Genomic DNA, 20,402 nt, shown 5'->3' with positions numbered 1-20,402 from the left:
TGCGAAGAAATGAAATTATAGTGGAAAACAGAAAAATGTCAAAGAATTCTCAGCGAGTCGCCAAAATCCGACGGCTTGATCCCTTTTACGAGCGCGAAAAAGCGAAGTATGAAAACCCGCTGCCCTCGCGCGAATACATGATGCAAACGCTGGAAGCGGCCGCACAACCGATGCACGAAAGTGCGCTGTTCAACAAGCTGGCCATCAATGATGATGAGCGCGTTGCTTTTGAACGCCGCATCCGTGCCATGGAACGTGAAGGCCAGCTCATGCGTAACCGCAAGGGTGCCCTGATCCTACCAAACAAAGCGGATCTTATTGCCTGTCGTATCGAAGGGCATCCGGACGGCTTTGGTTTCGCGCGTCCGGAAACCTCGGTCGGTCGTGATAAGAGTGCCGACATCTTTCTCGACAACCGGCAGATGGAAAAAGCCCTGCATGGTGATCGGGTGCTGGTTCGTGTGACCGGGACGGATCGTCGAGGTCGCCCCGAAGGCAGTATTGTCGAAGTCACTGAACGCGCCAACAGCGAAGTCGTCGGCCGCGTGTTTGACGAGTACGGTGTGCGCTATGTGGTGCCGGAAGACCGCCGTCTGCATACCCGCATTGTCATCGCGCCGTCATCAGCCACCCCGACCGACACTGCGGCACCCGGCAAGCGCGTGCGCAAAGCCAAGGCCAGCGAACCAGTGGTGCAGCCGGGGCAGGTGGTCGTTGCCGAGATTCTAGAGCAGCCCGGCAAACGTACGCTGCCCGTCGGTCGCATCAAGGAAGTCCTTGGCAACTATGCCGATCCAGGCATGGAAATTGAAATTGCCCTACGCAAGCACGATCTACCCTTCGAGTTTCCCAAAGCCGTGCTCAACGAAGCTGCCAAGCTGCCGGAGGAAGTGGTTGTCGAAGGCGATCACGGCAAGCGTGAAGACCTGCGTGATCTGCCACTCGTCACCATTGATGGTGAAACGGCCAAGGACTTTGATGACGCCGTGTTTGCCGAAGCCCTCCCCGCTGGAAAAGGGGTTGCAAAGGGCAAGGGCAAAGGCTGGCGCCTGGTTGTCGCCATTGCCGATGTATCGCACTATGTACGCCCCGGCTCGGCCCTGGATATCGAAGCCACCGCCCGTGGTAACTCGGTGTATTTCCCACGCCGCGTGATTCCCATGCTCCCCGAAAAGCTTTCTAACGGGCTGTGTTCGCTGAACCCGGATGTCGATCGACTGGCCATGGTCTGCGATGCCCAGATCAACCCGGAGGGCGAGGTCACGCAATACCGCTTCTATCCCGCGGTCTTCCGCTCACGTGCGCGCCTGACCTATAACCAGGTCTGGTCCTGGCTCTCTGGCGAGCAGCAGCCAACCACTCTCGTGCATCAGGCCGTTCAACCGCAACTGCAGACGCTTTATGCCTTGTTCAAAGCCTTGCACGCGGCCCGCTTCAAGCGGGGGGCCATTGATTTTGATACCGTTGAAACCCAGATGCGCTTCAATGACCTGGGCAAGATCGAAGCCATCGTGCCCGTGATTCGTAACGACGCGCACCGCCTCATTGAAGAATGCATGCTGGCGGCCAACGTCTGTGCGGCTGATTTCCTGGAAAAGAAAAAACAGCCGGGTCTTTTCCGTATCCATGGTACGCCGGCGCCAGCCAAGCTGGAAGCGTTGCGTGACTTCATGAAAGAGTTTGGCCTGGGCCTGGAGGGGGGCGATTCACCCACCGGTAAGGACTATGGCAAACTGCTCGATCAGATCCGTGAACGCCCGGATTTCTCGCTCCTGCAGACCATTCTGTTGCGCTCCATGCAACAGGCCATCTACAGTCCGGACAACATCGGCCACTTCGGTTTGTCCTACGAGTACTACACGCACTTTACGTCGCCCATCCGTCGTTACCCCGATCTCCTCGTGCATCGCGCCATCAAAGCCGGGCTGAAATTCGAAAAGGTCACGTTGCCGGCCACCGAAGCCGCCTGGGAAGAAATCGGCCTACATTGTTCGGCCACCGAGCGGCGTGCCGACGAAGCCACGCGTGATGTGGAAGCCTGGCTCAAGTGTTACTACATGCAGGATCGTATCGGCGAAGTCTTTGACGGCACCATCTCCGGTGTGACGGCCTTTGGGGCCTTTGTCACGCTGGATCAGGTCTATGTCGAAGGCCTGGTCCATATCTCCGAGCTGGGGTCTGACTATTTCCATCACGATCCGATCCGTCACTGCCTCATCGGCGAGCGGACCAAACAGCAATATCGTGTGGGTGATCGACTGCGCGTCAAACTTGTTCGTGCCGATCTGGAAAGTAACCGCATCGATTTTGTCCCGGCGACTGAACTGGATGAAGCTGTACAAAGCACCGAAGCCACCCGTAATGACCGCGATGCAATGGCTCAGGCGCGCAGCCGTAAAACCGGTCGCCCGGTGGCGGTGGAACGACATCTGCTGGATGTGGAAGAAGAGCGCGCCAACGCACCGTCGCGCAAGACTAAGGGTGGGCCAGCGCCTGTAGGGACGCCCGCTGGAAAGTCCCGTGCGCTTGGTCGTCACCCCAAAGAAAGCGCCAGGTCGGAAGCGCAACCCAAATCGAATGCGAAATCCCGTGCTCAGCCCAAGGTGAACACCAATCCCAATAGCAAGCCAAAGGCGGTAAAATCCGGCGGCAACGGCCATGCAGCGACCAAGCCTGCAGCATCCAAAGCAACGGCCAAACCCAAGGCCAAACCTCAAGCCAAAGCCAAACCGGCTGCCGCTAAAAAAGCAGCCAAGGCCCCGGCTAAACCACCGGCAAAGTCGCCAGCCAAAGCCAAACCGAATAACCGCAGTCGTCGAGTCAGCACATGAGCAGCAATACCCGTTTGATCCATGGTTTCCACCCCATCATGGCTCGTCTGCGCCATGATCCGGAAAGCGTCAAAGAAATCTATCTGGATGCGAATCGCAATGATCGCCGTGTCAAAGATCTGCTGCGTCTGGCCGAACAGGCGGATGCCCGTGTGGTCCAGGTCGAGCATGCGCGTATCGAAGGCATGGCACCCAACGCCCGGCATCAGGGTGTCGTGGCCCGTGTGGATGCCCGCCAGAAAGCGCTGCACCTGGACGATGTGCTGGATACGCTCGAAGAGCCGCCGTTCCTGCTGGTCCTCGATGGCATTACCGATCCGCGTAATCTGGGTGCCTGTCTGCGGGTCGCTGATGCGGCCGGTGTGCATGCCGTCATCGCCCCGAAAGATCGTGCGGTGGGGCTGACCGATGTCGCCATGAAGGCAGCTTCAGGTGCTGCCGAAACCGTACCGTACATCATGGTCACCAACTTGGCACGCACCCTGCGTGAGCTCAAAGAACGCGATATCTGGGTGATCGGTACCGCCGGTGAAGCCACCGAAGACCTTTATGCGGCACATTGGCCGGGGGGCGGCGTTGCCTGGGTGATGGGGGCCGAGGGGGATGGCATGCGTCGTCTGACGCGCGAAACGTGTGATGCACTGGTCAAGATTCCCATGGCGGGCTCGGTTGATAGTCTGAACGTTTCGGTTGCCGCGGGCGTGTGTCTGTTTGAAGCCGTGCGTCGCCGTCAGATTTAACTGCTGCCACACCGCTGAGTGCCTTTAGCGCCCGCTGGAACTGCCGGCGTGGTCCACATCCGCCGGGTTTTTCTCGTCACTATAGATCCGGCCGGGTTGCTGGGTTAAACCGCTGTTGCCATTGCGGCAGAGCACTTCCACGTTGGCCAGTGGGCGATCCTTATGCAGCACTTCCACAGCGCAACGCCCGTACACCGATTCAATCGTCGCCAGGAGATTACGCGCGTAGGCGCTCTGCAGCCCGCTATCTAGAATCAGATTCGCCAGCATCACCCCGTCCGGGCGAAGAACGGCGCGTGTATCGCGCCAGAATTCTCGGGTGACCAGATGGCTGGGGATGTTGTGGTGCGAACTGTACACATCCACGACTACGGCATCGTAGCGTGGCTGATTCGGCTGGGCTGATCTGGCGGCGTGGGCGACAAAATGGCGTGCATCATCCACGACAAATTGACCGCGGATCGGTTCCCGGAGAAACTGCTGTTCGGCAATGTGCTGAATCGCCGGGTCGATATCCACGTAGGTATAGCGATTGTCGGGTTCACGGTGAGAGAGGGTAAAACCGCCCGCACCCAGTACCAGAATGTCGCGACCACGAAAATTGAGATCTTCAAGCAGCGTCCGGCGCAAGTAGTTGATATAGCGGGCGTAGCGGGGTGATTGCGTATCGCTACCATCGCCAATCAGAGAAGCCGTCGAGCTGTTGACCTTGAACACACGAATGGCATCGCCTTCCGGTGTGGTGGTATTCAGCACGGCGTAGTCTGCGTAGGCGGTTTCGGTGGCTTCCTGCGCATCGGGCACGAGGGCGTTGCGTAGGGAGGTGACATTCAGACCGGCAACCACCGCCGTAGAGATCACGAAAACCGCGATTGCCAGGGTGCGATGTCTTGCAATGCTGGCCTCGTTCTCGGCACAGGCGGCCCACTGCAGACGCAGCGTGCCAATGAGCAGTAAGAACGCACAGACGGCCACGGCAGCAGAAATCCCCAGCCACTGCATGACCGCTAGCGAGAGCCCCAGCGAACCGAGAAAAGAGCCAAGCGTCGACCAGTAGAGTGCCATGCCGCTGGCTTCGCCCGTGCGGCGGGTCTGCATCAGATTAGTGAGTGCCGGGACGGTTTGTCCCAGCAACCAGGCGATCGGGCAGAGGATGCCACCGACCAGAACCGTATAGGCCAGCCAGACCGGCTGGATATGATCAAACAGGCTGCTGACAAAGGGCGTGGAAAACCCCACGCCAAGCAAGAGTGCCGAGATTAAAAAGTTGCGGGCAACGACCGGCAGGTAGCGATCACTGATGCGGGCGCCGGCGGCATAACCGAGCGCCAGTGCCAGCAGAAAAAAGCCGATGGTGGGTGCCGTAACCACAATCGAACTGCCCACATGCGGCACCAGTCGGCGCAGCGCAATAATCTCGGCCCCGAGGGAACAGAAGCCCTCGATAAAAACAATAACCGGGATCAGAAGCGCTGGCATCCCCCGATGTTACAGGAGCATGCCGGCGCCGACTGTGTTGTTGGTGGCTTCGTCGATGATGATGAAGGCGCCGGTACCACGGTTCCGGGCATAGGCATCGCAGCAGATCGGCTGCGCCAGACGCAGGTTGATCCTGGCGATATCATTCATCTGCAATTGGGCCGGTGTGGCATCTTCGGCCAGCGTATTGATGTCCAGACGGTAGGGGATATCGGCAATCTTGGCTTTGACAGTACGCGTGGTCTGACGCAAGGCGTAGGTACGGGCACGATCCAGCGGTGTTTCCGACAGCCAGCAGATCATGGCCTGGGCTTCTTTGACGACTTGTGGGGCCGTGTCCGGATGTGCCAGCATGTCGCCACGCGAAATATCGATCTCATCGGCCAGGCGAAGGGTGATGGATTGCTCGGCGACACCGGCGCTGATATCGACGCCCCCGATTTCAACATGGGTCACGGTGCTGCGCTGACCCGAAGGCAAGGCAACGACCTCATCACCTGGGCGCACCACGCCCGAGCTGATACGACCCATGAAACCCCGGTAATCGTGTAGATCGGGGTTCGCCGAATCCTGCGGGCGGCAAACCAGCTGCACTGGCATGCGGAACACTTCATGATGCGTCGGTGTTTCGCTGTGGCTGGTGCCAGCGTTTTCCAGAATCTCGAGCAAAGTCGGACCTTCGTACCACGGCATCGAGGTGCCGCGGTCAACGATCATGTCACCTTCCAGGGCCGACATTGGCACGTAGCGCACCGATTCTAGACCAATGGTGGCCGCGACTTCGGCAAACTCTTCTTGTAGCTTGGCAAAGACCTGCGGATCGAAGTTGACCAGATCCATCTTGTTGATGGCCACGATCACCTGCGGAATACCCATGAGCTGGCAGACCTTGGCGTGTCGACGCGTCTGGGTCAGGATGCCACGACGGGCATCCACCAGAATAATCGCCACATCCGCTGTCGATGCGGCGGTGACCATGTTGCGGGTGTACTGCTCGTGACCCGGCGCATCGGCAATGATGTACTTGCGGGTGCCGGTCGAAAAATAGCGGTAGGCCACGTCAATGGTGATGCCCTGTTCGCGCTCAGCCTGCAGACCGTCGGTCAGCAGCGACAGATCAACACTGGTGAGGCCACGACGTTGCGAAGTGCGTTCCAGATTGCTCAGCGTATCAACCAGAATGGCTTTGGTATCGAACAGCAGGCGACCGATCAGGGTGCTCTTGCCATCATCCACGCTGCCGCAGGTCAGAAAGCGCAGCAGGCCGTGATCTTCAATATGTTGTTGGCTAGTCATCAGAAGTAGCCCTCTTTCTTACGTTGTTCCATGGCAGCTTCGCTGGCCTGGTCATCCAGACGCGTGGCGCCACGTTCACTAATGGTGGTACCGGCCGTTTCGGCAATAATCTTTTCGATGTTGTCGGCGTCGCTAATCACCGGGGCGGTACAGCTGATGTCGCCTACGGTGCGGAAGCGTACTTGCAGATCAACCACTTCTTCGCCCGGTTTGGCCGGCGTCAGATGGGTAATCGGCACAATGCCGTTGCCACGACGCACGATGGGGCGCGTATGGGCAAAATAGATCGAAGGCAGTTCGAGCTTCTCACGCTCGATGTATTGCCAGACGTCGAGCTCAGTCCAGTTCGAAATAGGGAAGGCACGCATGTGCTCACCCTTGTGCACACGGGCGTTATACAGATCCCACAGTTCCGGGCGCTGGTTCTTCGGGTCCCACTGGCCGAAGTCATCGCGGAAGCTGAAAATGCGCTCTTTGGCGCGCGCCTTTTCTTCGTCACGGCGGGCGCCGCCGATCAGGCAATCGAATTCGAATTCGGCAATGGTTTCCAGCAGCGTCACCGATTGATGACGGTTGCGTGATTCATCGGCCGATTTCAGCACGATGGTGCCACGCTTCATCGAATCTTCCAGCGAACGCACGATCAGGCGCTCACCCAGTTCAGCCGCGCGACGATCACGGAAGTCAATCACTTCCGGATAGTTGTGACCGGTGTCAATGTGAACGAGCGGGAACGGAAACTTGGCCGGGCGGAAGGCCTTTTCGGCGATGCGCAGCATGCAGATCGAATCTTTGCCGCCGGAGAAGAGCAGGGCCGGGCGTTCGCACTGGCCGGCAACCTCGCGCATGATCTGGATCGCTTCGGCTTCCAGCCAGTCGAGGTGAGAGAGGGTAGGTGGTTGTGTCATGGGACGCGATTTTACAGAGGTAATTAATTGGGCGCTTATCTAGGCGCTTAATAGGCCCTTATTTGGCTTTATGGAGGCCACATTCCTTGGTTTCCGGGTTTTCCCACCACCAGCGGCCGGCACGGACATCTTCACCGGCCGAAATGGCGCGGGTGCAGGGGGCACAGCCAATCGACGGATAGAAGCGGTCATGCAGCGCGTTGTACGGGACCTGGTTCAGATCAATATAGGCCCAGATCTCTTTTTCCGACCATTCGATGAGCGGGTTGAACTTCGGCAGGTTATTCAGCGTGTCGAAATCTTCCCAATCCATCTTCTGGCGCGTCACCGATTGTGAAGCACGCAGGCCGGTAATCCAGGCGTCTTTGCCTTTCAGGGCGCGGGCCAGTGGTTCCAGCTTTCGGATATGGCAGCAGGCTTTACGATTCTCGACCGAGTCATAGAACCCATTGATGCCGTGTTCGCGCACCCAGGGTTCCAGTAACTGGTAGTCCGGTGCCATGATCTGGAAGCGTTCGCTGCCATAACGCTGTTGTACTTGTGCCAGCAGCGCATAGGTCTCTTCATTGAGGCGGCCAGTGTCCAGCGTAAAAATGCCAATGGGCAGATTGTCCTGGCAGATCATATCGACCAGCACCATATCTTCGGCACCCAGACTATTGGCAAACACCACATTCGGGTGGCGATCAACAATGGTATTCAGACGCGCCATGACCAGCGCCGATTTTTCAGCCACCGCGGCGACGAGGGCCGTATCAGGTGCCGTGCGGGCAGGGGCTTTGGTTTGGCCGATGCCGGTAATCGCTGAGCTATTCATCAACATGCTCCACCCTGCGTACGGTCTGTGCGACGGAACAGGGGTGCCGGATTATCCGTCGAGCCCTGGTAGACATCCGGGAAGGGGGTCAGGTGCTTTAATGCCGTTTCGGCAGAGACACTCGGATCAAGCGCCAGGGTGTCGAAACCCACGCGCAGCATGAAGAACAGTTGATCCACCAGCACATTGCCGATCGCACGCAGTTCGCCCGTGTACTTGTGGTGATGACGCACGCGCCAGGCGATGGAGTAACCGCGACCGTCGGTGAACTTCGGGAAATCAATTGCCACCAGCGGCCAGAGGCTGAAGGACTTCGCCACTTCAGCCAGGTCATCGTTTGGCGACAGCCAGACACCCACGTCTTTATGGGTTTCTGCGCGTGCGGTCAGTGTAACGGCCTGAGCCTGCCACACATTGAAAGGTACCAGCCATTGGCCGGTCGGCACCGAGACTGATGCGGGATCCGTCTCCGCTTCCGGGCGCAACACCTGCCAGGCGTCATCATGCACCTGGCCGTTTTTCAGGATTTCAGCCATTTGCGGCCTCCTTTTTCTTGTTTTTGTCTCCGTAAACGCGCGTCTTGAAAGGATCAAGACCCACGCGTACCACCGTGTCCACAAATCGTTCTTCCGGCTCGCGCAGGCTGACGTAAGTTTCCAGCAGCTTGGTTACGACATCCGGCATATCGGCTGCGGCAAACGATGGGCCAATCACTTTACCCAGTCGTGTGTCGTTGCCCTGACGGCCGCCGATGGTGACTTGATACCACTCCTCATCATTCTTATCGACCCCGAGCACACCGATATGACCCACATGGTGGTGGCCACAGGCGTTCATACAGCCCGAGATGTTCAGATCCAGTTCGCCAATGTCGTGCAGGTAATCCAGGTCGTCAAAGCGTTCCATGATCGCCTTGGCGATGGGGATCGACTTGGCATTCGCCAGATCGCAGAAGTCACCACCTGGGCAGCAGATCATGTCGGTCAGCAGGCCCACGGTTGAGCTCGAGAGTCCCAGTGCCTTAGCCGCATCGTAAAGCTCGGGTAGCTTGCGCAGTTCGACATCCGACAGCACCAGATTCTGTTCGTGCGATGAACGCAGCTCGCCAAAGCTGTAGGCATCAGCCAGATCGGCAACCGCTTCCATCTGGGTATCTGTGATGTCGCCGGGGGCGATCCCCTTTTTCTTCAAAGAGAGCGTCACGGCGCGGTAGCCCGGCACACGATGCGCATGCACGTTCTGCTGTACCCAGCGGGCAAAAGCCTTGTCGCTATTCAGGCGGGCGTCAAACCCGGCATCGGTATCTGGCAGCTGTGCGTAGGTCGGGTCGACAAAGTAAGCCGATACACGGGCCAGTTCCGCATCGGTAATCGTGGCCGGGCCGTCTTTAAGGTTGGCCCATTCGGCATCGACCTTGCGGCGGAATTCTTCAATGCCCAGCGCTTTCACCAGAATCTTGATACGGGCTTTATAAGGATTGTCGCGACGACCTTCCAGGTTGTACACACGGATGATGGCTTCCATATAGGAGAGCAGGTGGCGCCAAGGCAGTGCTTCATTAATCACTTCACCCAGAATCGGCGTACGCCCCAGACCACCGCCAACCCACACACGAGCCAGCACGTCGCCCTTGTCATCACGATATAGGTGTAGACCAATATCGTGTACTTGCACCACGGCACGGTCGCGCTCGGCACCATGAACGGCAATCTTGAACTTGCGCGGCAGAAAAGCGAATTCCGGATGGAAGGTGCTCCACTGGCGAATAATTTCAGCCAGCGGACGGGTGTCCACCACTTCGTCTGGGGCAATACCGGCGAACTGGTCGCTGGTCACATTACGGATACAGTTGCCCGATGTCTGAATGGCGTGCATTTCCACTTCGGCCAGACGCGCTAGTACATCCGGTACGCGCGCCATAGGGATCCAGTTGTATTGCAGGTTCTGACGCGTCGTGAAATGGGCGTAGCCCTTGTCTTCTTCACGGGCGATGGCACCAAGCACACGTAGCTGAGCCGACGAGATCATCCCGTACGGTACGGCAATACGCAGCATCGGCGCATAGCGTTGCATATACAGACCATTCTGCAGGCGCAGCGGGCGAAACTCTTCATCGCTCAGTTCGCCGGATTGCCAGCGCTGGGTCTGGTCACGGAACTGGGCAACGCGGGCTTTCACCATCGCGCGGTCAACATCATCGTAACGGTACATAGTGCTTCTCTTCGGGAGGGCTGTTTTTAGAGGTTAGGACAGGACAAGCTTGGTGCCAATAATAATCAGCATCGTTGCCAGCAGGCTGCGCAAAAATTTTTCCGGGACCTTGCTGGCGATATGGCTACCCACCCAGATCCCGGGGAGCGAGCCGAGCAGCAGAGCGCCCAGCAGATTGAAATCCACGCTGCCCAGATACCAGTGGCCGACACCGGCAACGGCGGTGAGCGGCACGGCATGGGCAATGTCACTGGCCACAATTTTAAGCGTGCCAATGCGCGGATAGAGGAAAAATAGCGCGGTTACACCCAGTGCGCCGGCGCCCACCGAGGAAACGGTAACCAGAACGCCCAGAATGGCACCCACCAGCACGGTAACGCTCGCCACATGGCGCTGGATGAGCGAATCTTCATGTTTGCGGGCGTAGCGCAGCAGCTTATCCCGCAAAAAAATGGCGCCTGCCGTCAGGAACAGGGCGAAACCGAGCGCCACGGCCATGATGTGGCCAACTTCTTTGCCGTGGCCCGGCAGTTGTGCCAGCACATACAACGTGATGGCCGCTGCCGGAATGCTGCCGGCACCCAGGCGAGTGACGATCTGCCAGTCCACATGGCCCTTGCGGCCGTGGGCTACCGTACCGCCGGCCTTGGTCAGAGCGGCGTAGAGGAGGTCGGTCCCCACGGCGGTAGCCGGAGAGACACCGAACAACAGCACCAGCAGCGGCGTCATCAGCGAGCCGCCACCCACCCCGGTCATACCGACGATGAGTCCGACAAAAAAGCCTGAAACGGTGTAGAGAAAATCCATAGTGGTGCAGTGCAATCATTCAACAAGGCCGCCATCCTAACAGCGTACTAATGCAACGTAAAAGAATATATGGTTAGAATGCTATAACTTTTGGTAATTTACTAATGGGTGCACTATGACCTTGCAACAGCTCCGTTATCTTGTTGAAGTGGCGCAGCGCGGCTATAACGTCTCCGATGCGGCTGAAGCGCTGTTTACCTCCCAGCCCGGCGTCTCCAAGCAGATCAAGCAGCTGGAAAATGATCTGGGGATTACCCTCTTCGAACGGGTCGGCAAGCGCCTGACCGGCGTCACCGAAGCCGGTGCCCAGGTGCTGGCACATGCCCGACGCATACTCGCCGAGGCCGACAACCTTAAACGTTACGTGGCGGACTACACCCACGGTCAGCATGGCTCGCTGGTCATTGCCACCACCCACACCCAGGCCCGCTATGCGCTACCCGAAGCGGTCTCTCACTTCCGTGACCGCTATCCGGAAGTCACGCTCACCCTGCACCAGGGGATGCCTGACCAGTTTGGCGAGTGGCTGGTGCGTGGCGATGTTGACTTGGCGATCGCCACCGAAGCCCTGAAAGACGCGCCCGGCGTTGTGGCCTTGCCGTGCCGACAGTGGCACCATGCCCTGGTCGTGCCGACCGGACACCCGTTACTGGAAAAAGCCGAAGTGAACCTGGCCGATGTGGCGGCCTACCCGCTCATTACCTACGTCCGTGGCGTGGCCGGCCGTACCCGCATTGATGCCGTCTTTGAGCGGCTGGGATTGTCGCCCCGCATCGTGCTCGATGCCCTGGATGCCGATGTGATCAAAACCTACGTGGGCCTGGGTATGGGGGTCGGCATCATCGCCGAGCATGCCTTTGATCCGCAAAGGGATGCGGTTTCCGGTCTCTGTGACATCCGGGCCCGTCATCTGTTTCCGGCCAACACCACTTACGTCGGCATTCGTCGGGGCACCTTACTGCGCCGCTTCGAATACGACTTTATCGAGGACTTTGCCCCCGATCTCACCCGCGGCGTGGTGCAAACCGCATTACAGGGCAGCGGCAAAACCGAGTCGGACTGGCTTTGATCCTGATTCTGTTATAGAATCTCGGGTTTTCCACCTTGCCCCACCGCAATTCGCATGGCGGGGGGTATTAGCCAAAAGGAGTCTACATGCGTCATTACGAAATCGTATTCATCGTCCACCCGGATCAGTCCGAACAGGTGCCGGCGATGGTTGAGCGTTACAAAACGCTGATCACTGGCCAGAATGGTGTGATTCACCGCCTGGAAGACTGGGGCCGCCGTCAGATGGCTTACCCGATCAACAAGGTGCACAAAGCCCACTACGTTCTGATGAACATCGAATGTAACGGTGAAACCCTGGCTGAACTCGAGCACGCCTTCAAGTTCAACGATGCCGTTCTGCGTCACCTGACGATGAAGCAGAAGCGCGCCATCACCGAGCCTTCGCCGATGATGAAGGAAGAAAAGGCCAAGCCGGTTACGACCGAAGCTGCCGCTTCCTAATTTGCTGATTCGGCGATACAGAACCATTGACGATTAATCGGGTTCAGCTCTCGGGGCAGATCCTCAGCATCCAGCCAATCCGGTACACACCGGCTGGCATTCCGGTCACGGAAGCATCGCTAGGACACCACTCCGATCAGCAGGAAGCCGGTCTCAAACGTCAGGTCACCTGTGACGTTCCTGTCAAAGCCCTTGGCGAACTGGCCCACCAGCTAGCCATCACCCAGATTGGAACCCGCTTAATTGCCACAGGCTTCCTGGCCGCCAAGAGCCTCAAGAGTCGTCAACTGATCCTGCACCTCGAATCCATTGAATTTCAAGAAACGTAAATTTCCTCGAAGGAATCCATCATGACTGGACGTACTAACAACACCAAGAAGAAAGACGAGCGCAACAAGCGTAATCGTGGCGGTGGCCTCTTCAAGCGCCGCAAGTTCTGCCGCTTCTCGGCAGAAAAAGTGGAACAGATCGACTACAAAGACGTCGACATTCTGAAAGACTACATCGCTGAAAACGCCAAGATCATGCCGGCTCGTCTGACCGGTACCAAGGCGGGTTATCAGCGTCAGCTCGGCCTGGCCATCAAGCGTGCGCGCTTCCTGGCCCTGCTGCCCTTCACCGACAACCACAACGGGTAATCGCGATGCAAATCATTCTTCTCGAAAAAGTCGTTAACCTGGGTAACCTGGGTGATGTTGTTAAAGTTAAGGACGGTTACGCACGTAACTTCCTGATCCCGAACGGTAAAGCCAAGCGTGCCACGACGGCTGCTCTGGCTGAGTTCGCCGAGCGTCGCGCCGAGCTGGAAAAGCTGGCCGCTGAAAAGCTGGCTGCTGCTCAGGCTGTGGGTGAGAAGCTGAACGGTCTGACCATCGAAATCGCCCGTAAGGCCGGTGTTGATGGCCGCCTGTTTGGTTCAGTGGTCAACTTCGACATCGCCGAAACCCTCGAAGCCAAGGGCTTCAAGGTTGAGAAGTCGGACGTGCGCATGCCGACCGGCCCGCTCAAGACCATCGGCGAATTCCCGCTGGAAATCGGTCTGCACACCGACGTGGTGGTTGGCATCGTTGTGACGGTGGTTGCCGCCCAGTAATCCGGTTCATTCGGATTCAGGAAAGCCCGGCCTCGTGCCGGGCTTTTTGCTTCCGGGTTTTTTACCTCCGGGTTTTTACCTATTAGCCGGTATCATTACGCGTTATGAGTTCAGAATTCTCCCGTCCGCCCCGCAAAGGTAATTTTGCCAATCAGGCCAAGTCTATTGATCCGGCCATTGCCCAATTACGCGTGCCGCCGCACTCCATCGAAGCCGAGCAATCCGTGCTGGGTGGTCTGCTGCTGGACAACGAATCTCTGGACCGCGTTACCGACCTCATCTCCGAGCCGGATTTCTACCGTAGCGAACACCGGCTGATCTATCAGCACATCACTCGCTTGCTCGAGCGTGGCAAACCGGCCGATGTGATTACTGTTTCCGAATCTATCGAACAGGCTGGTCTGACTGATGATACCGGGGGCCTGGCTTATCTGGGTGAACTGGCGGCCAACACGCCATCAGCCGCCAACATTCGCCGCTATGCCGAAATCGTTCGTGAGCGCGCTGTGCTGCGCCACCTCGTTGTCGCCGGTGATGAAATTGCCACCGATGCACTCAATCCATTGGGGCGTGACGCCAAAGAACTGCTGGATACCGCCGAGCAGAAAGTATTTGCCATTGCCGAAATGGGTGCCCGAGCCCAGCAGGGTTTTGTGCACATCAACCCGTTGCTGACGCAGGTGGTAGAGCGTATTCAGGAACTCCACGACCGCGAGAACCCTTCGGAAATCACTGGCGTGCCCACGGGCTTTACCGATCTCGACCGCATGACTTCGGGCCTGCAACCGGGCGACCTCATCATCGTCGCCGGGCGACCAAGTATGGGTAAAGCCCAACCGTTGGATGCCCAGGTGCGCACGCGCACCGGCTGGAAGCGCATGGGCGATCTACAGGTTGGCGATGCACTGGCATCCATTGATGGCCAGCCTTCCATGGTCACCGGCATTTATCCGCAGGGCGTGCGCCAGGTTTACAAAGTCAGCTTTTCCGACGGCCGCAGCACCGAGTGCTGTGCCGAACATCTGTGGCGCGTGATGTATCGCGATTGGGATGCGCCGCGAGTGATCAACACCGAAAAGCTGATCAGCATGCTGGGCAAGAAGCGGTATCAGAATCGCCTATGGATTGATCAGCACACGGGTGACTTCGGTCACCATGACGCGCTGCCAGTCGATGCCTGGTTGCTCGGCGCCTTGCTGGGCGATGGTTCATTGAGCGGTAGCGCCCTGCGCTTCTCCACCGCGTCGGCAGAAATGCTCCAGCGCGTTCAAGCCAAGCTGCCGGAAGCCATGACCGTCACGCATGCCGGCAATTACGATTACCGCCTTGTGCGTGAAGACCGTGGCCACGCGCCGGGTTTCGCGGGTTCTCAGCCCAACGAAATCAAGGAAGCCCTCACGGGTCTCGGTCTCTGGGGTGCCGACAGCGCCACCAAGTTTATTCCGCGTCAGTATCTCGAAGCCAAGCGCGATGTGCGCCTCAATGTCCTGCGCGGCCTTCTCGATACTGATGGCTGGGTTGAAAAGTGGGGCAGTGTGCGCCTGTCCACCGCCAGCGAACAAATGGCCAATGATGTGGCCGAACTGGTACGTTCGCTCGGTGGCTGGTGCAGTATCACGACCAAGCAACCGCACTTCACCAACAAAGACGGCGGGCGCACGCCTGGCAAATTGGCCTGGGTGTGTCATATCAATCACCCGCAACCGCAATCGTTGTTCCTACTCTCCGACAAGATGGCTCGTTTGCCGGCCACCTGGGTACGTGAGAAACGCCTGAACTTCACGAGCATCGAGCCGGTACGCACGACTGAATGCCAGTGCATCTCGGTCAGCCATCCAACCCGTTTGTATGTCACCGACCACGATGTTGTGACGCACAATACCGCTTTCGCGCTGAACATTGCCGAATACGTGGCCGTGGATGTGGGTCTGCCCGTTGCCGTGTTCTCCATGGAAATGGGCGGTACCCAGCTCGCCATGCGTATGCTGGCCTCGATTGGCCGTCTCGATTCGCACCGCGTGCGTACCGGCCGCCTGACCGACGACGAATGGTCGCGACTCACCTACGCCCTGGGTAAGTTACACGAAGCGCCCATGCACATCGATGAAACCGGTGGCATGAACCCGACCGATCTGCGCGGGCGCGCCCGTCGCCTCAAACGCCAGGTCGGCAAGCTGGGCCTCATCGTGATCGACTATATCCAGCTCATGGGCTCAACGCGTCAGAATGAAAACCGCGCCACCGAGGTGTCGGAAATCTCGCGTTCACTCAAAGCGCTGGCACGTGAACTGGAAGTGCCTATCATCGCCTTGTCGCAGCTTTCGCGTAAGGTGGAAGAGCGGACCGATAAGCGCCCCATGATGAGTGACTTGCGCGAATCTGGCGCGATTGAACAGGATGCCGACGTTATCCTCATGATGTACCGTGAGGATTACTACAAACCAGATACCCCGGATAAGGGCATGGCCGAAGTCATTATCGGTAAGCAGCGTAACGGCCCTACCGGTACTGTCAGCCTGGCTTTCCTCGGCGAATACACCCGCTTCGAGAACCTGGCGCGCGGTAACTAAGGTCAACTTAACGGCTCGCTCAGCGGGCCGTTTTTACATCTGATATGGAATCAATACTTATCTCAGTGGCATCCTTTTTTGCAGGGATGATCGATTCTATTGTGGGTGGGGGCGGGCTCATTCTGGTGCCGGCATTGTTTGCCACCTATCCAACGGCATCACCGGCTACGCTACTGGGCACCAACAAATGCGCCTCCGTCTGGGGCACATCACTGGCCACCTACCAGTACAGTAAACGCGTTCAGCTCGCTTGGCGCGCACTCTTGCCGGCCGCCATGTTTGCGCTGGCTGGTAGCTTTGCCGGTGCGTGGAGTGTTACGCAGATCGACCCGGCGTTTATCAGAAAGCTCATGCCGTTCATTCTGCTGGTGGTGCTGATCTACACGCTGGCCAAAAAAGATCTCGGTGCAAACCACAAGCCACACACTAACAAGAACCGTGAACGACTCATTGCCTGCCTGATTGGCGCCATCATCGGCTGGTACGATGGCTTCTTTGGTCCGGGCACCGGCAGTTTCTTTATCTTTCTGTTCGTGCGTTTTCTGGGCTACGACTTTCTTAATGCCTCGGCATCGGCAAAATTGCTGAATGTGGCCACCAACATTGCCGCCATTGTTTTATTTGCACTCAAGGGGCACGTCTGGTGGCATATCGGCCTGATGATGGCCGTGGCCAACATGGCCGGCAGCTATATCGGCAGCCACCTGGCCCTAAAACACGGGGCAGGATTTGTGCGATGGGCATTTGTAATTGTCGTTAGCCTGTTGATCATCAAAACAGGCATCAGTGCCTTTTAAAAAATCATCGATCTAGAAACGCCACGTATCTCTGGTAGCTGTAGCAACGATTTTTCTTCTGACCGGTGGTTTCCACCACCACACCTAAGGCCTCTAGTGCCGCTACCGCTGCATTGGCGGTAGGGAAGGTTGTTTCCAAGCGCTCGCGCATATATTCAACAGTAAATCGGGGCATGGTGGGCAGTAGTTCAAACAGCCGCAGGGTTGTTGTACTGGCCTTAGGTAAGGCCAGTACCTGTTGTCGATCTTGAGTCACCATCGTAGCAAGGCCGATAGCGTTTCTTTCCGCTTCGGTGGCGGACTCAATTACGCCTTCGAGGAAAAACCGGACCCATGACTCCCAGTTGTCCGAGTGTGTCTAAACTGGCCTCCCGCTTAAACGCATTACAAACAAGGCTGAATAATAGCGATCAGCTTATCCGTCACAGTGGGCTTCATGCTTGACCACATCTGGAACACCGCCGCGCCAGTTTTGGCGTTGGCCGAATCAATCACGAAATCGGTGTTCATGCCGAACAGGGTTTTGGATTCCGCCACAGCGGTATAACCCTTGCCGTAATTAGAGACGCTGACGGGCTGCTGGGTTTCTTGTTCCCAAGCCTTGGCGACGCAATTCAGCACCTGCTGGGCGTTCGGGGTGGTGCTCGAAGCCGCAAAAGTGACCTGACGGCCACGGAGCTCATTCGGGGTGGCACAACCCGCGAGAATGGCGACAGCGGCGATGGCGATAGCGGTGGTTTTGGTCTTCATGGTCGTTCCTTGAGGCGTTTGTATGATCAATGTGGTCTGATTATAAATGCTCTCATGGCAGAGCAAAGATTTGCTTACGAGTGCTTTCAACTCGCAAATCATTTGCTTCAGACATCCTAAAGGGAAAGTCAGGGTCGGATTCCGAGTTCATGCGTTTAGGTCAGCGGCTCGCCACCGGGAACGATGCATAGAAACGTCTTCCGTCCCGGTCCACATAAGCCTTGATCGTGAATCCTGTAGCGTTGTTGGTCACTGCGACGCCCTGCAAAGTCCCGATCGGCTGACCTTTTGCATTCTTCGTAACCGGACCGTCGATTTCAATGTAGGCCACATACGCACCATGAGCCAAGTTGTTCGTGATGGCTACTGTCTGATCAGAACTGCCGACGGTGAACGGCCCAGCCGGATTGCTTGCAGGGTTATTGCCTGGTCCGCCGGGGTTATAGACCGGTGAATAGGCACCGGTCGAAGGCATGCGAATCGATGTCAACTGTGCAATTGCGGCGCTGTCGCCAGACAGGATGATGTCGTACTGGTTGTCATGATCTTCAACATAGGCCAAGTTATACGATGCCTGTAGCGGCCCCGTATCCGCGATCCCTAAAACCTTCACATTGCCGTAGCCTGAAATGTTGTAGTTCACGCCCGACTGCGTAATCTGCACCGTATGGCCATTGGCATCCGTGGCCAAGAGGATGAAGAACTTGCCGAAGTCCGTCGGCAAAATACTGCTGATGCCGTCCGGCGAGAATCCTGCACTGGTGTAGACACGCAGACGATACTGCGCGGCGGAACCGAAGAGATCCGAACCGCTGTTGGCATAAGAGGCGTTCAGCCATTGCGGGTTGCTCTCTCCGAGCGCTGAGAACACATTAAGCTTGGCGGCCAAAATCCTTGGTCCATTTCCAGAGACATACGGGTTTTTGCTTTCCACGCTGAGTCCAACGGCCGAGACTAATCCACGCGGTGTTACAAACGTTAGCTCATTTGGGGCACTGACAATACTGACCGAGATAGGGTACTCGGCACCCGGAGTCCCCGGCTGAATACGGTTGCCCCAGTAACCTGTCAGCACCACCGTCTGCCGCTCGTTGTATTCGGTATTGGGCAGAAAGCTTGCAGCTAACGGGGTCACCACGGTTCCAGTGTTCATAGTGACCGCAAATGCCGCTGGCGAAACTGATGGTGGCCAGATCGGGTGACTGAAAACAACCGGGATCGTATCCGCCGCATTTGCTGCGACATCATAGGTATAAGCAAAACCCAGCTGCCCCACTGCCGAGTAGTATGCACGCGATGGTGCCTGTAAGGCAGGATCAATTGCTTCGTACGCTACATTGCCGTTATAAGCTGCAGTCTGCGCTTCAGCACCTGTGCCATTTAAACCGGCAACGCCCATGTAACCTTCGAAGCCATAGTTAGCCGTCAGAATCGAGGGTGTTTCCGAAAAAAAATCCGCCCCGTAAATAATGCTGGTGTTCAGGGTGCTGGATTTGGTCGTGCTCACGGCCTGATCGGCTGCGATGTAATCAAGCAAGGGCGTCGCCAGCGCCGTGAAGGTATTACCCGTATCGGGCCCAGAAGTTGTGGTTGAAGAGTTGGAGCCACTGCCGCATGCAACGAGAAGCATTAACGACACGAGAGCCATCCAACCGGATAACCACTTGAAATCATTCCATTTAGAAAGCAACGTCAGCATCCCGCAGCATTTTTTAAAGATGAAAATAGCACATCATTATAGTGCCATGCCATGCCATGCCATGCCATGCCATGCCATGCCTTGTTAGGTCTCCTGAATGTCACCATCCACATAAAACCACTGGCCATCTTCCCGGACAAAGCGACTTGTTTCATGAAGCCGATGAGCGCGACCACCAATTTTGTATCTGGCAACGAATTCGACGATGGCGCGCTCTTCGCCCTGCAGCTCGTGGCGTTTGATGGTCAGGCCAATCCAGTTGAGTGGTGCCTCCTTATCGAAATCAAGCGAAGTCGGCCGGGTGCTGGGGTGCCAGGTGGCCAGTAGATAGGGTTCGAGGCCTAGCCCGTAAGCAACAAAACGGGAACGCATGAGCGCTTCTGCTGTAGGTGCGGGGTCGGCGCCTTCCAGATAGGGTTGGCAGCAGTTTGCGGCGGGTTTGCCGCTGCCGCAGGTGCAGAACTCAGTTGATCGGCTTGGCATCAACCCGGTAACGCACTTCAGTGTCGGATGTTCGGCCCGCTCTTGGGTTGCCGATGGTGGCTAGTGGCGTTGCCAAACCAGCTAAGCCTGTGTCGGGGCCACCGGGGAGGGTAAAGCCCGGACCATATTGGTAACCGACCCAGTTCATTTCCCAGAATCCGAAGAGTTTTTTGCGCAGGCTGGTCAGGCGGGCATCGGTGGCCGATAGGCCTTCGGCCTGCTGTAGGCGAACAACGTCGCCCGGGTCTACCGGTGTCCAGCCATAGCCGGGGGTGTGGAATTCGGCGCGGACGCGCTGGTCTTTGGTGACGTTGCCGGTGGCGCCCAATTTGGGGCTGAGACGGGATTCGCCAATGACCTGGCCCCAGACGGCGCGAGCCGGGATGTTGAGTGCGCGGCACAGGTTGAC

21 protein-coding genes are annotated in these 20,402 nt (G+C 57.5%); 9 read left to right on the top strand and 12 right to left on the bottom strand.

From position 1 onward, the window contains the following. The first annotated feature begins 35 nt into the window (after positions 1 to 35). Together rnr and rlmB are read left to right on the top strand one after the other, a co-directional pair. The gene (rnr, locus tag AC3GOJ_RS08150) at positions 36 to 2,831 is read left to right on the top strand and encodes a ribonuclease R (RefSeq protein ID WP_488236969.1); all 2,796 of its coding nucleotides are present in this window, start codon (positions 36 to 38) and stop codon (positions 2,829 to 2,831) included. Beyond that, entirely contained in the window at positions 2,828 to 3,571 is a 744-nt protein-coding gene (gene rlmB, locus AC3GOJ_RS08145; protein WP_488236968.1) for a 23S rRNA (guanosine(2251)-2'-O)-methyltransferase RlmB, read from the top strand. The genes rnr and rlmB overlap by 4 nt, the downstream gene beginning before the upstream one ends. 24 nt (positions 3,572 to 3,595) lie before the next feature. On the opposite strand, the gene AC3GOJ_RS08140 is transcribed toward rlmB, so the two are convergent. The 7 genes from AC3GOJ_RS08140 to AC3GOJ_RS08110 are packed head-to-tail and all read right to left on the bottom strand — an operon-like array spanning position 3,596 to position 11,089. Continuing rightward, complete coding sequence (locus AC3GOJ_RS08140; protein WP_488236967.1) at positions 3,596 to 5,050, bottom strand: fused MFS/spermidine synthase; 1,455 nt, start codon at positions 5,048 to 5,050, stop codon at positions 3,596 to 3,598. A gap of 9 nt (positions 5,051 to 5,059) precedes the next feature. Beyond that, positions 5,060 to 6,346 carry a sulfate adenylyltransferase subunit 1 gene (locus AC3GOJ_RS08135; RefSeq protein ID WP_488236966.1) on the bottom strand — a complete coding sequence of 429 codons (1,287 nt, stop codon included), beginning with the start codon at positions 6,344 to 6,346 and terminating at the stop codon, positions 5,060 to 5,062. Further along, positions 6,346 to 7,254 carry a sulfate adenylyltransferase subunit CysD gene (gene cysD / locus AC3GOJ_RS08130; RefSeq protein WP_488236965.1) on the bottom strand — a complete coding sequence of 303 codons (909 nt, stop codon included), beginning with the start codon at positions 7,252 to 7,254 and terminating at the stop codon, positions 6,346 to 6,348. Before cysD ends, AC3GOJ_RS08135 begins: the two co-directional genes overlap by 1 nt. A 58-nt stretch (positions 7,255 to 7,312) precedes the next feature. Beyond that, complete coding sequence (locus AC3GOJ_RS08125) at positions 7,313 to 8,071, bottom strand: phosphoadenylyl-sulfate reductase (RefSeq protein ID WP_488236964.1); 759 nt, start codon at positions 8,069 to 8,071, stop codon at positions 7,313 to 7,315. Beyond that, positions 8,071 to 8,607 (bottom strand): DUF934 domain-containing protein, encoded by a 537-nt coding sequence (locus AC3GOJ_RS08120; protein WP_488236963.1) that lies wholly within the window; start codon positions 8,605 to 8,607, stop codon positions 8,071 to 8,073. The genes AC3GOJ_RS08125 and AC3GOJ_RS08120 overlap by 1 nt, the downstream gene beginning before the upstream one ends. Further along, entirely contained in the window at positions 8,600 to 10,282 is a 1,683-nt protein-coding gene (locus tag AC3GOJ_RS08115; protein ID WP_488236962.1) for a nitrite/sulfite reductase, read from the bottom strand. Before AC3GOJ_RS08115 ends, AC3GOJ_RS08120 begins: the two co-directional genes overlap by 8 nt. A 33-nt stretch (positions 10,283 to 10,315) precedes the next feature. Then, positions 10,316 to 11,089 (bottom strand): sulfite exporter TauE/SafE family protein, encoded by a 774-nt coding sequence (locus tag AC3GOJ_RS08110; protein ID WP_488236961.1) that lies wholly within the window; start codon positions 11,087 to 11,089, stop codon positions 10,316 to 10,318. 115 nt (positions 11,090 to 11,204) lie between these two features. Here AC3GOJ_RS08110 and AC3GOJ_RS08105 point away from each other — a divergent pair, with 115 nt between their 5' ends. From AC3GOJ_RS08105 to AC3GOJ_RS08075, 7 genes are all read left to right on the top strand, one after another. Further along, positions 11,205 to 12,158, top strand: a complete 954-nt coding sequence (locus AC3GOJ_RS08105; RefSeq protein ID WP_488236960.1) for a CysB family HTH-type transcriptional regulator — start codon at positions 11,205 to 11,207, stop codon at positions 12,156 to 12,158. An 86-nt stretch (positions 12,159 to 12,244) separates the two neighbouring features. Continuing rightward, entirely contained in the window at positions 12,245 to 12,601 is a 357-nt protein-coding gene (rpsF, locus tag AC3GOJ_RS08100) for a 30S ribosomal protein S6 (RefSeq protein ID WP_488236959.1), read from the top strand. Between the two features lie 26 nt (positions 12,602 to 12,627). After that, the gene (gene priB, locus AC3GOJ_RS08095; protein WP_488236958.1) at positions 12,628 to 12,930 is read left to right on the top strand and encodes a primosomal replication protein N; all 303 of its coding nucleotides are present in this window, start codon (positions 12,628 to 12,630) and stop codon (positions 12,928 to 12,930) included. Positions 12,931 to 12,951: 21 nt separating this feature from the next. Then, positions 12,952 to 13,239, top strand: a complete 288-nt coding sequence (gene rpsR, locus AC3GOJ_RS08090; RefSeq protein ID WP_488236957.1) for a 30S ribosomal protein S18 — start codon at positions 12,952 to 12,954, stop codon at positions 13,237 to 13,239. Positions 13,240 to 13,244: 5 nt separating this feature from the next. After that, positions 13,245 to 13,694, top strand: coding sequence for a 50S ribosomal protein L9 (gene rplI, locus AC3GOJ_RS08085; protein WP_488236956.1), 450 nt, complete (start codon positions 13,245 to 13,247; stop codon positions 13,692 to 13,694). Positions 13,695 to 13,798: 104 nt separating this feature from the next. Continuing rightward, positions 13,799 to 16,264: a replicative DNA helicase gene (gene dnaB / locus AC3GOJ_RS08080; protein WP_488236955.1), complete on the top strand. Its 2,466-nt coding sequence runs from the start codon at positions 13,799 to 13,801 to the stop codon at positions 16,262 to 16,264. Positions 16,265 to 16,308: 44 nt separating this feature from the next. After that, the gene (locus AC3GOJ_RS08075) at positions 16,309 to 17,061 is read left to right on the top strand and encodes a sulfite exporter TauE/SafE family protein (protein WP_488236954.1); all 753 of its coding nucleotides are present in this window, start codon (positions 16,309 to 16,311) and stop codon (positions 17,059 to 17,061) included. Positions 17,062 to 17,065: 4 nt separating this feature from the next. On the opposite strand, the gene AC3GOJ_RS08070 is transcribed toward AC3GOJ_RS08075, so the two are convergent. The 5 genes from AC3GOJ_RS08070 to AC3GOJ_RS08050 form a co-directional block, all read right to left on the bottom strand. Next, entirely contained in the window at positions 17,066 to 17,320 is a 255-nt protein-coding gene (locus AC3GOJ_RS08070; protein ID WP_488236953.1) for a hypothetical protein, read from the bottom strand. Positions 17,321 to 17,445: 125 nt separating this feature from the next. Next, positions 17,446 to 17,811, bottom strand: coding sequence for a hypothetical protein (locus AC3GOJ_RS08065; RefSeq protein WP_488236952.1), 366 nt, complete (start codon positions 17,809 to 17,811; stop codon positions 17,446 to 17,448). 160 nt (positions 17,812 to 17,971) lie between these two features. Further along, entirely contained in the window at positions 17,972 to 19,450 is a 1,479-nt protein-coding gene (locus AC3GOJ_RS08060) for a hypothetical protein (protein ID WP_488236951.1), read from the bottom strand. A 144-nt stretch (positions 19,451 to 19,594) separates the two neighbouring features. Beyond that, complete coding sequence (locus AC3GOJ_RS08055) at positions 19,595 to 19,921, bottom strand: YchJ family protein (protein WP_488236988.1); 327 nt, start codon at positions 19,919 to 19,921, stop codon at positions 19,595 to 19,597. 52 nt (positions 19,922 to 19,973) lie between these two features. Next, positions 19,974 to 20,402 (bottom strand): transglutaminase domain-containing protein (locus AC3GOJ_RS08050; RefSeq protein ID WP_488236950.1); only part of this gene is annotated, 429 nt, incomplete at its 5' end.

Source organism: Fluviibacter sp., assembly GCF_057744235.1.
This window is presented reverse-complemented; position numbering and strand designations above follow the sequence as displayed.

Coding starts and splice junctions, on each gene's coding strand:
- dnaB (WP_488236955.1), top strand. CDS start 13,799: ATGAGTTCAGAATTCTCCCGTCCGCCCCGCAAAGGTAATTTTGCCAAT.
- AC3GOJ_RS08075 (WP_488236954.1), top strand. CDS start 16,309: ATGGAATCAATACTTATCTCAGTGGCATCCTTTTTTGCAGGGATGATC.
- AC3GOJ_RS08110 (WP_488236961.1), bottom strand. CDS start 11,089: ATGGATTTTCTCTACACCGTTTCAGGCTTTTTTGTCGGACTCATCGTC.
- rnr (WP_488236969.1), top strand. CDS start 36: ATGTCAAAGAATTCTCAGCGAGTCGCCAAAATCCGACGGCTTGATCCC.
- AC3GOJ_RS08140 (WP_488236967.1), bottom strand. CDS start 5,050: ATGCCAGCGCTTCTGATCCCGGTTATTGTTTTTATCGAGGGCTTCTGT.
- cysD (WP_488236965.1), bottom strand. CDS start 7,254: ATGACACAACCACCTACCCTCTCTCACCTCGACTGGCTGGAAGCCGAA.
- AC3GOJ_RS08070 (WP_488236953.1), bottom strand. CDS start 17,320: ATGGTGACTCAAGATCGACAACAGGTACTGGCCTTACCTAAGGCCAGT.
- rlmB (WP_488236968.1), top strand. CDS start 2,828: ATGAGCAGCAATACCCGTTTGATCCATGGTTTCCACCCCATCATGGCT.
- AC3GOJ_RS08135 (WP_488236966.1), bottom strand. CDS start 6,346: ATGACTAGCCAACAACATATTGAAGATCACGGCCTGCTGCGCTTTCTG.
- AC3GOJ_RS08115 (WP_488236962.1), bottom strand. CDS start 10,282: ATGTACCGTTACGATGATGTTGACCGCGCGATGGTGAAAGCCCGCGTT.
- AC3GOJ_RS08125 (WP_488236964.1), bottom strand. CDS start 8,071: ATGAATAGCTCAGCGATTACCGGCATCGGCCAAACCAAAGCCCCTGCC.
- AC3GOJ_RS08120 (WP_488236963.1), bottom strand. CDS start 8,607: ATGGCTGAAATCCTGAAAAACGGCCAGGTGCATGATGACGCCTGGCAG.
- rpsF (WP_488236959.1), top strand. CDS start 12,245: ATGCGTCATTACGAAATCGTATTCATCGTCCACCCGGATCAGTCCGAA.
- rpsR (WP_488236957.1), top strand. CDS start 12,952: ATGACTGGACGTACTAACAACACCAAGAAGAAAGACGAGCGCAACAAG.
- rplI (WP_488236956.1), top strand. CDS start 13,245: ATGCAAATCATTCTTCTCGAAAAAGTCGTTAACCTGGGTAACCTGGGT.
- AC3GOJ_RS08105 (WP_488236960.1), top strand. CDS start 11,205: ATGACCTTGCAACAGCTCCGTTATCTTGTTGAAGTGGCGCAGCGCGGC.
- AC3GOJ_RS08065 (WP_488236952.1), bottom strand. CDS start 17,811: ATGAAGACCAAAACCACCGCTATCGCCATCGCCGCTGTCGCCATTCTC.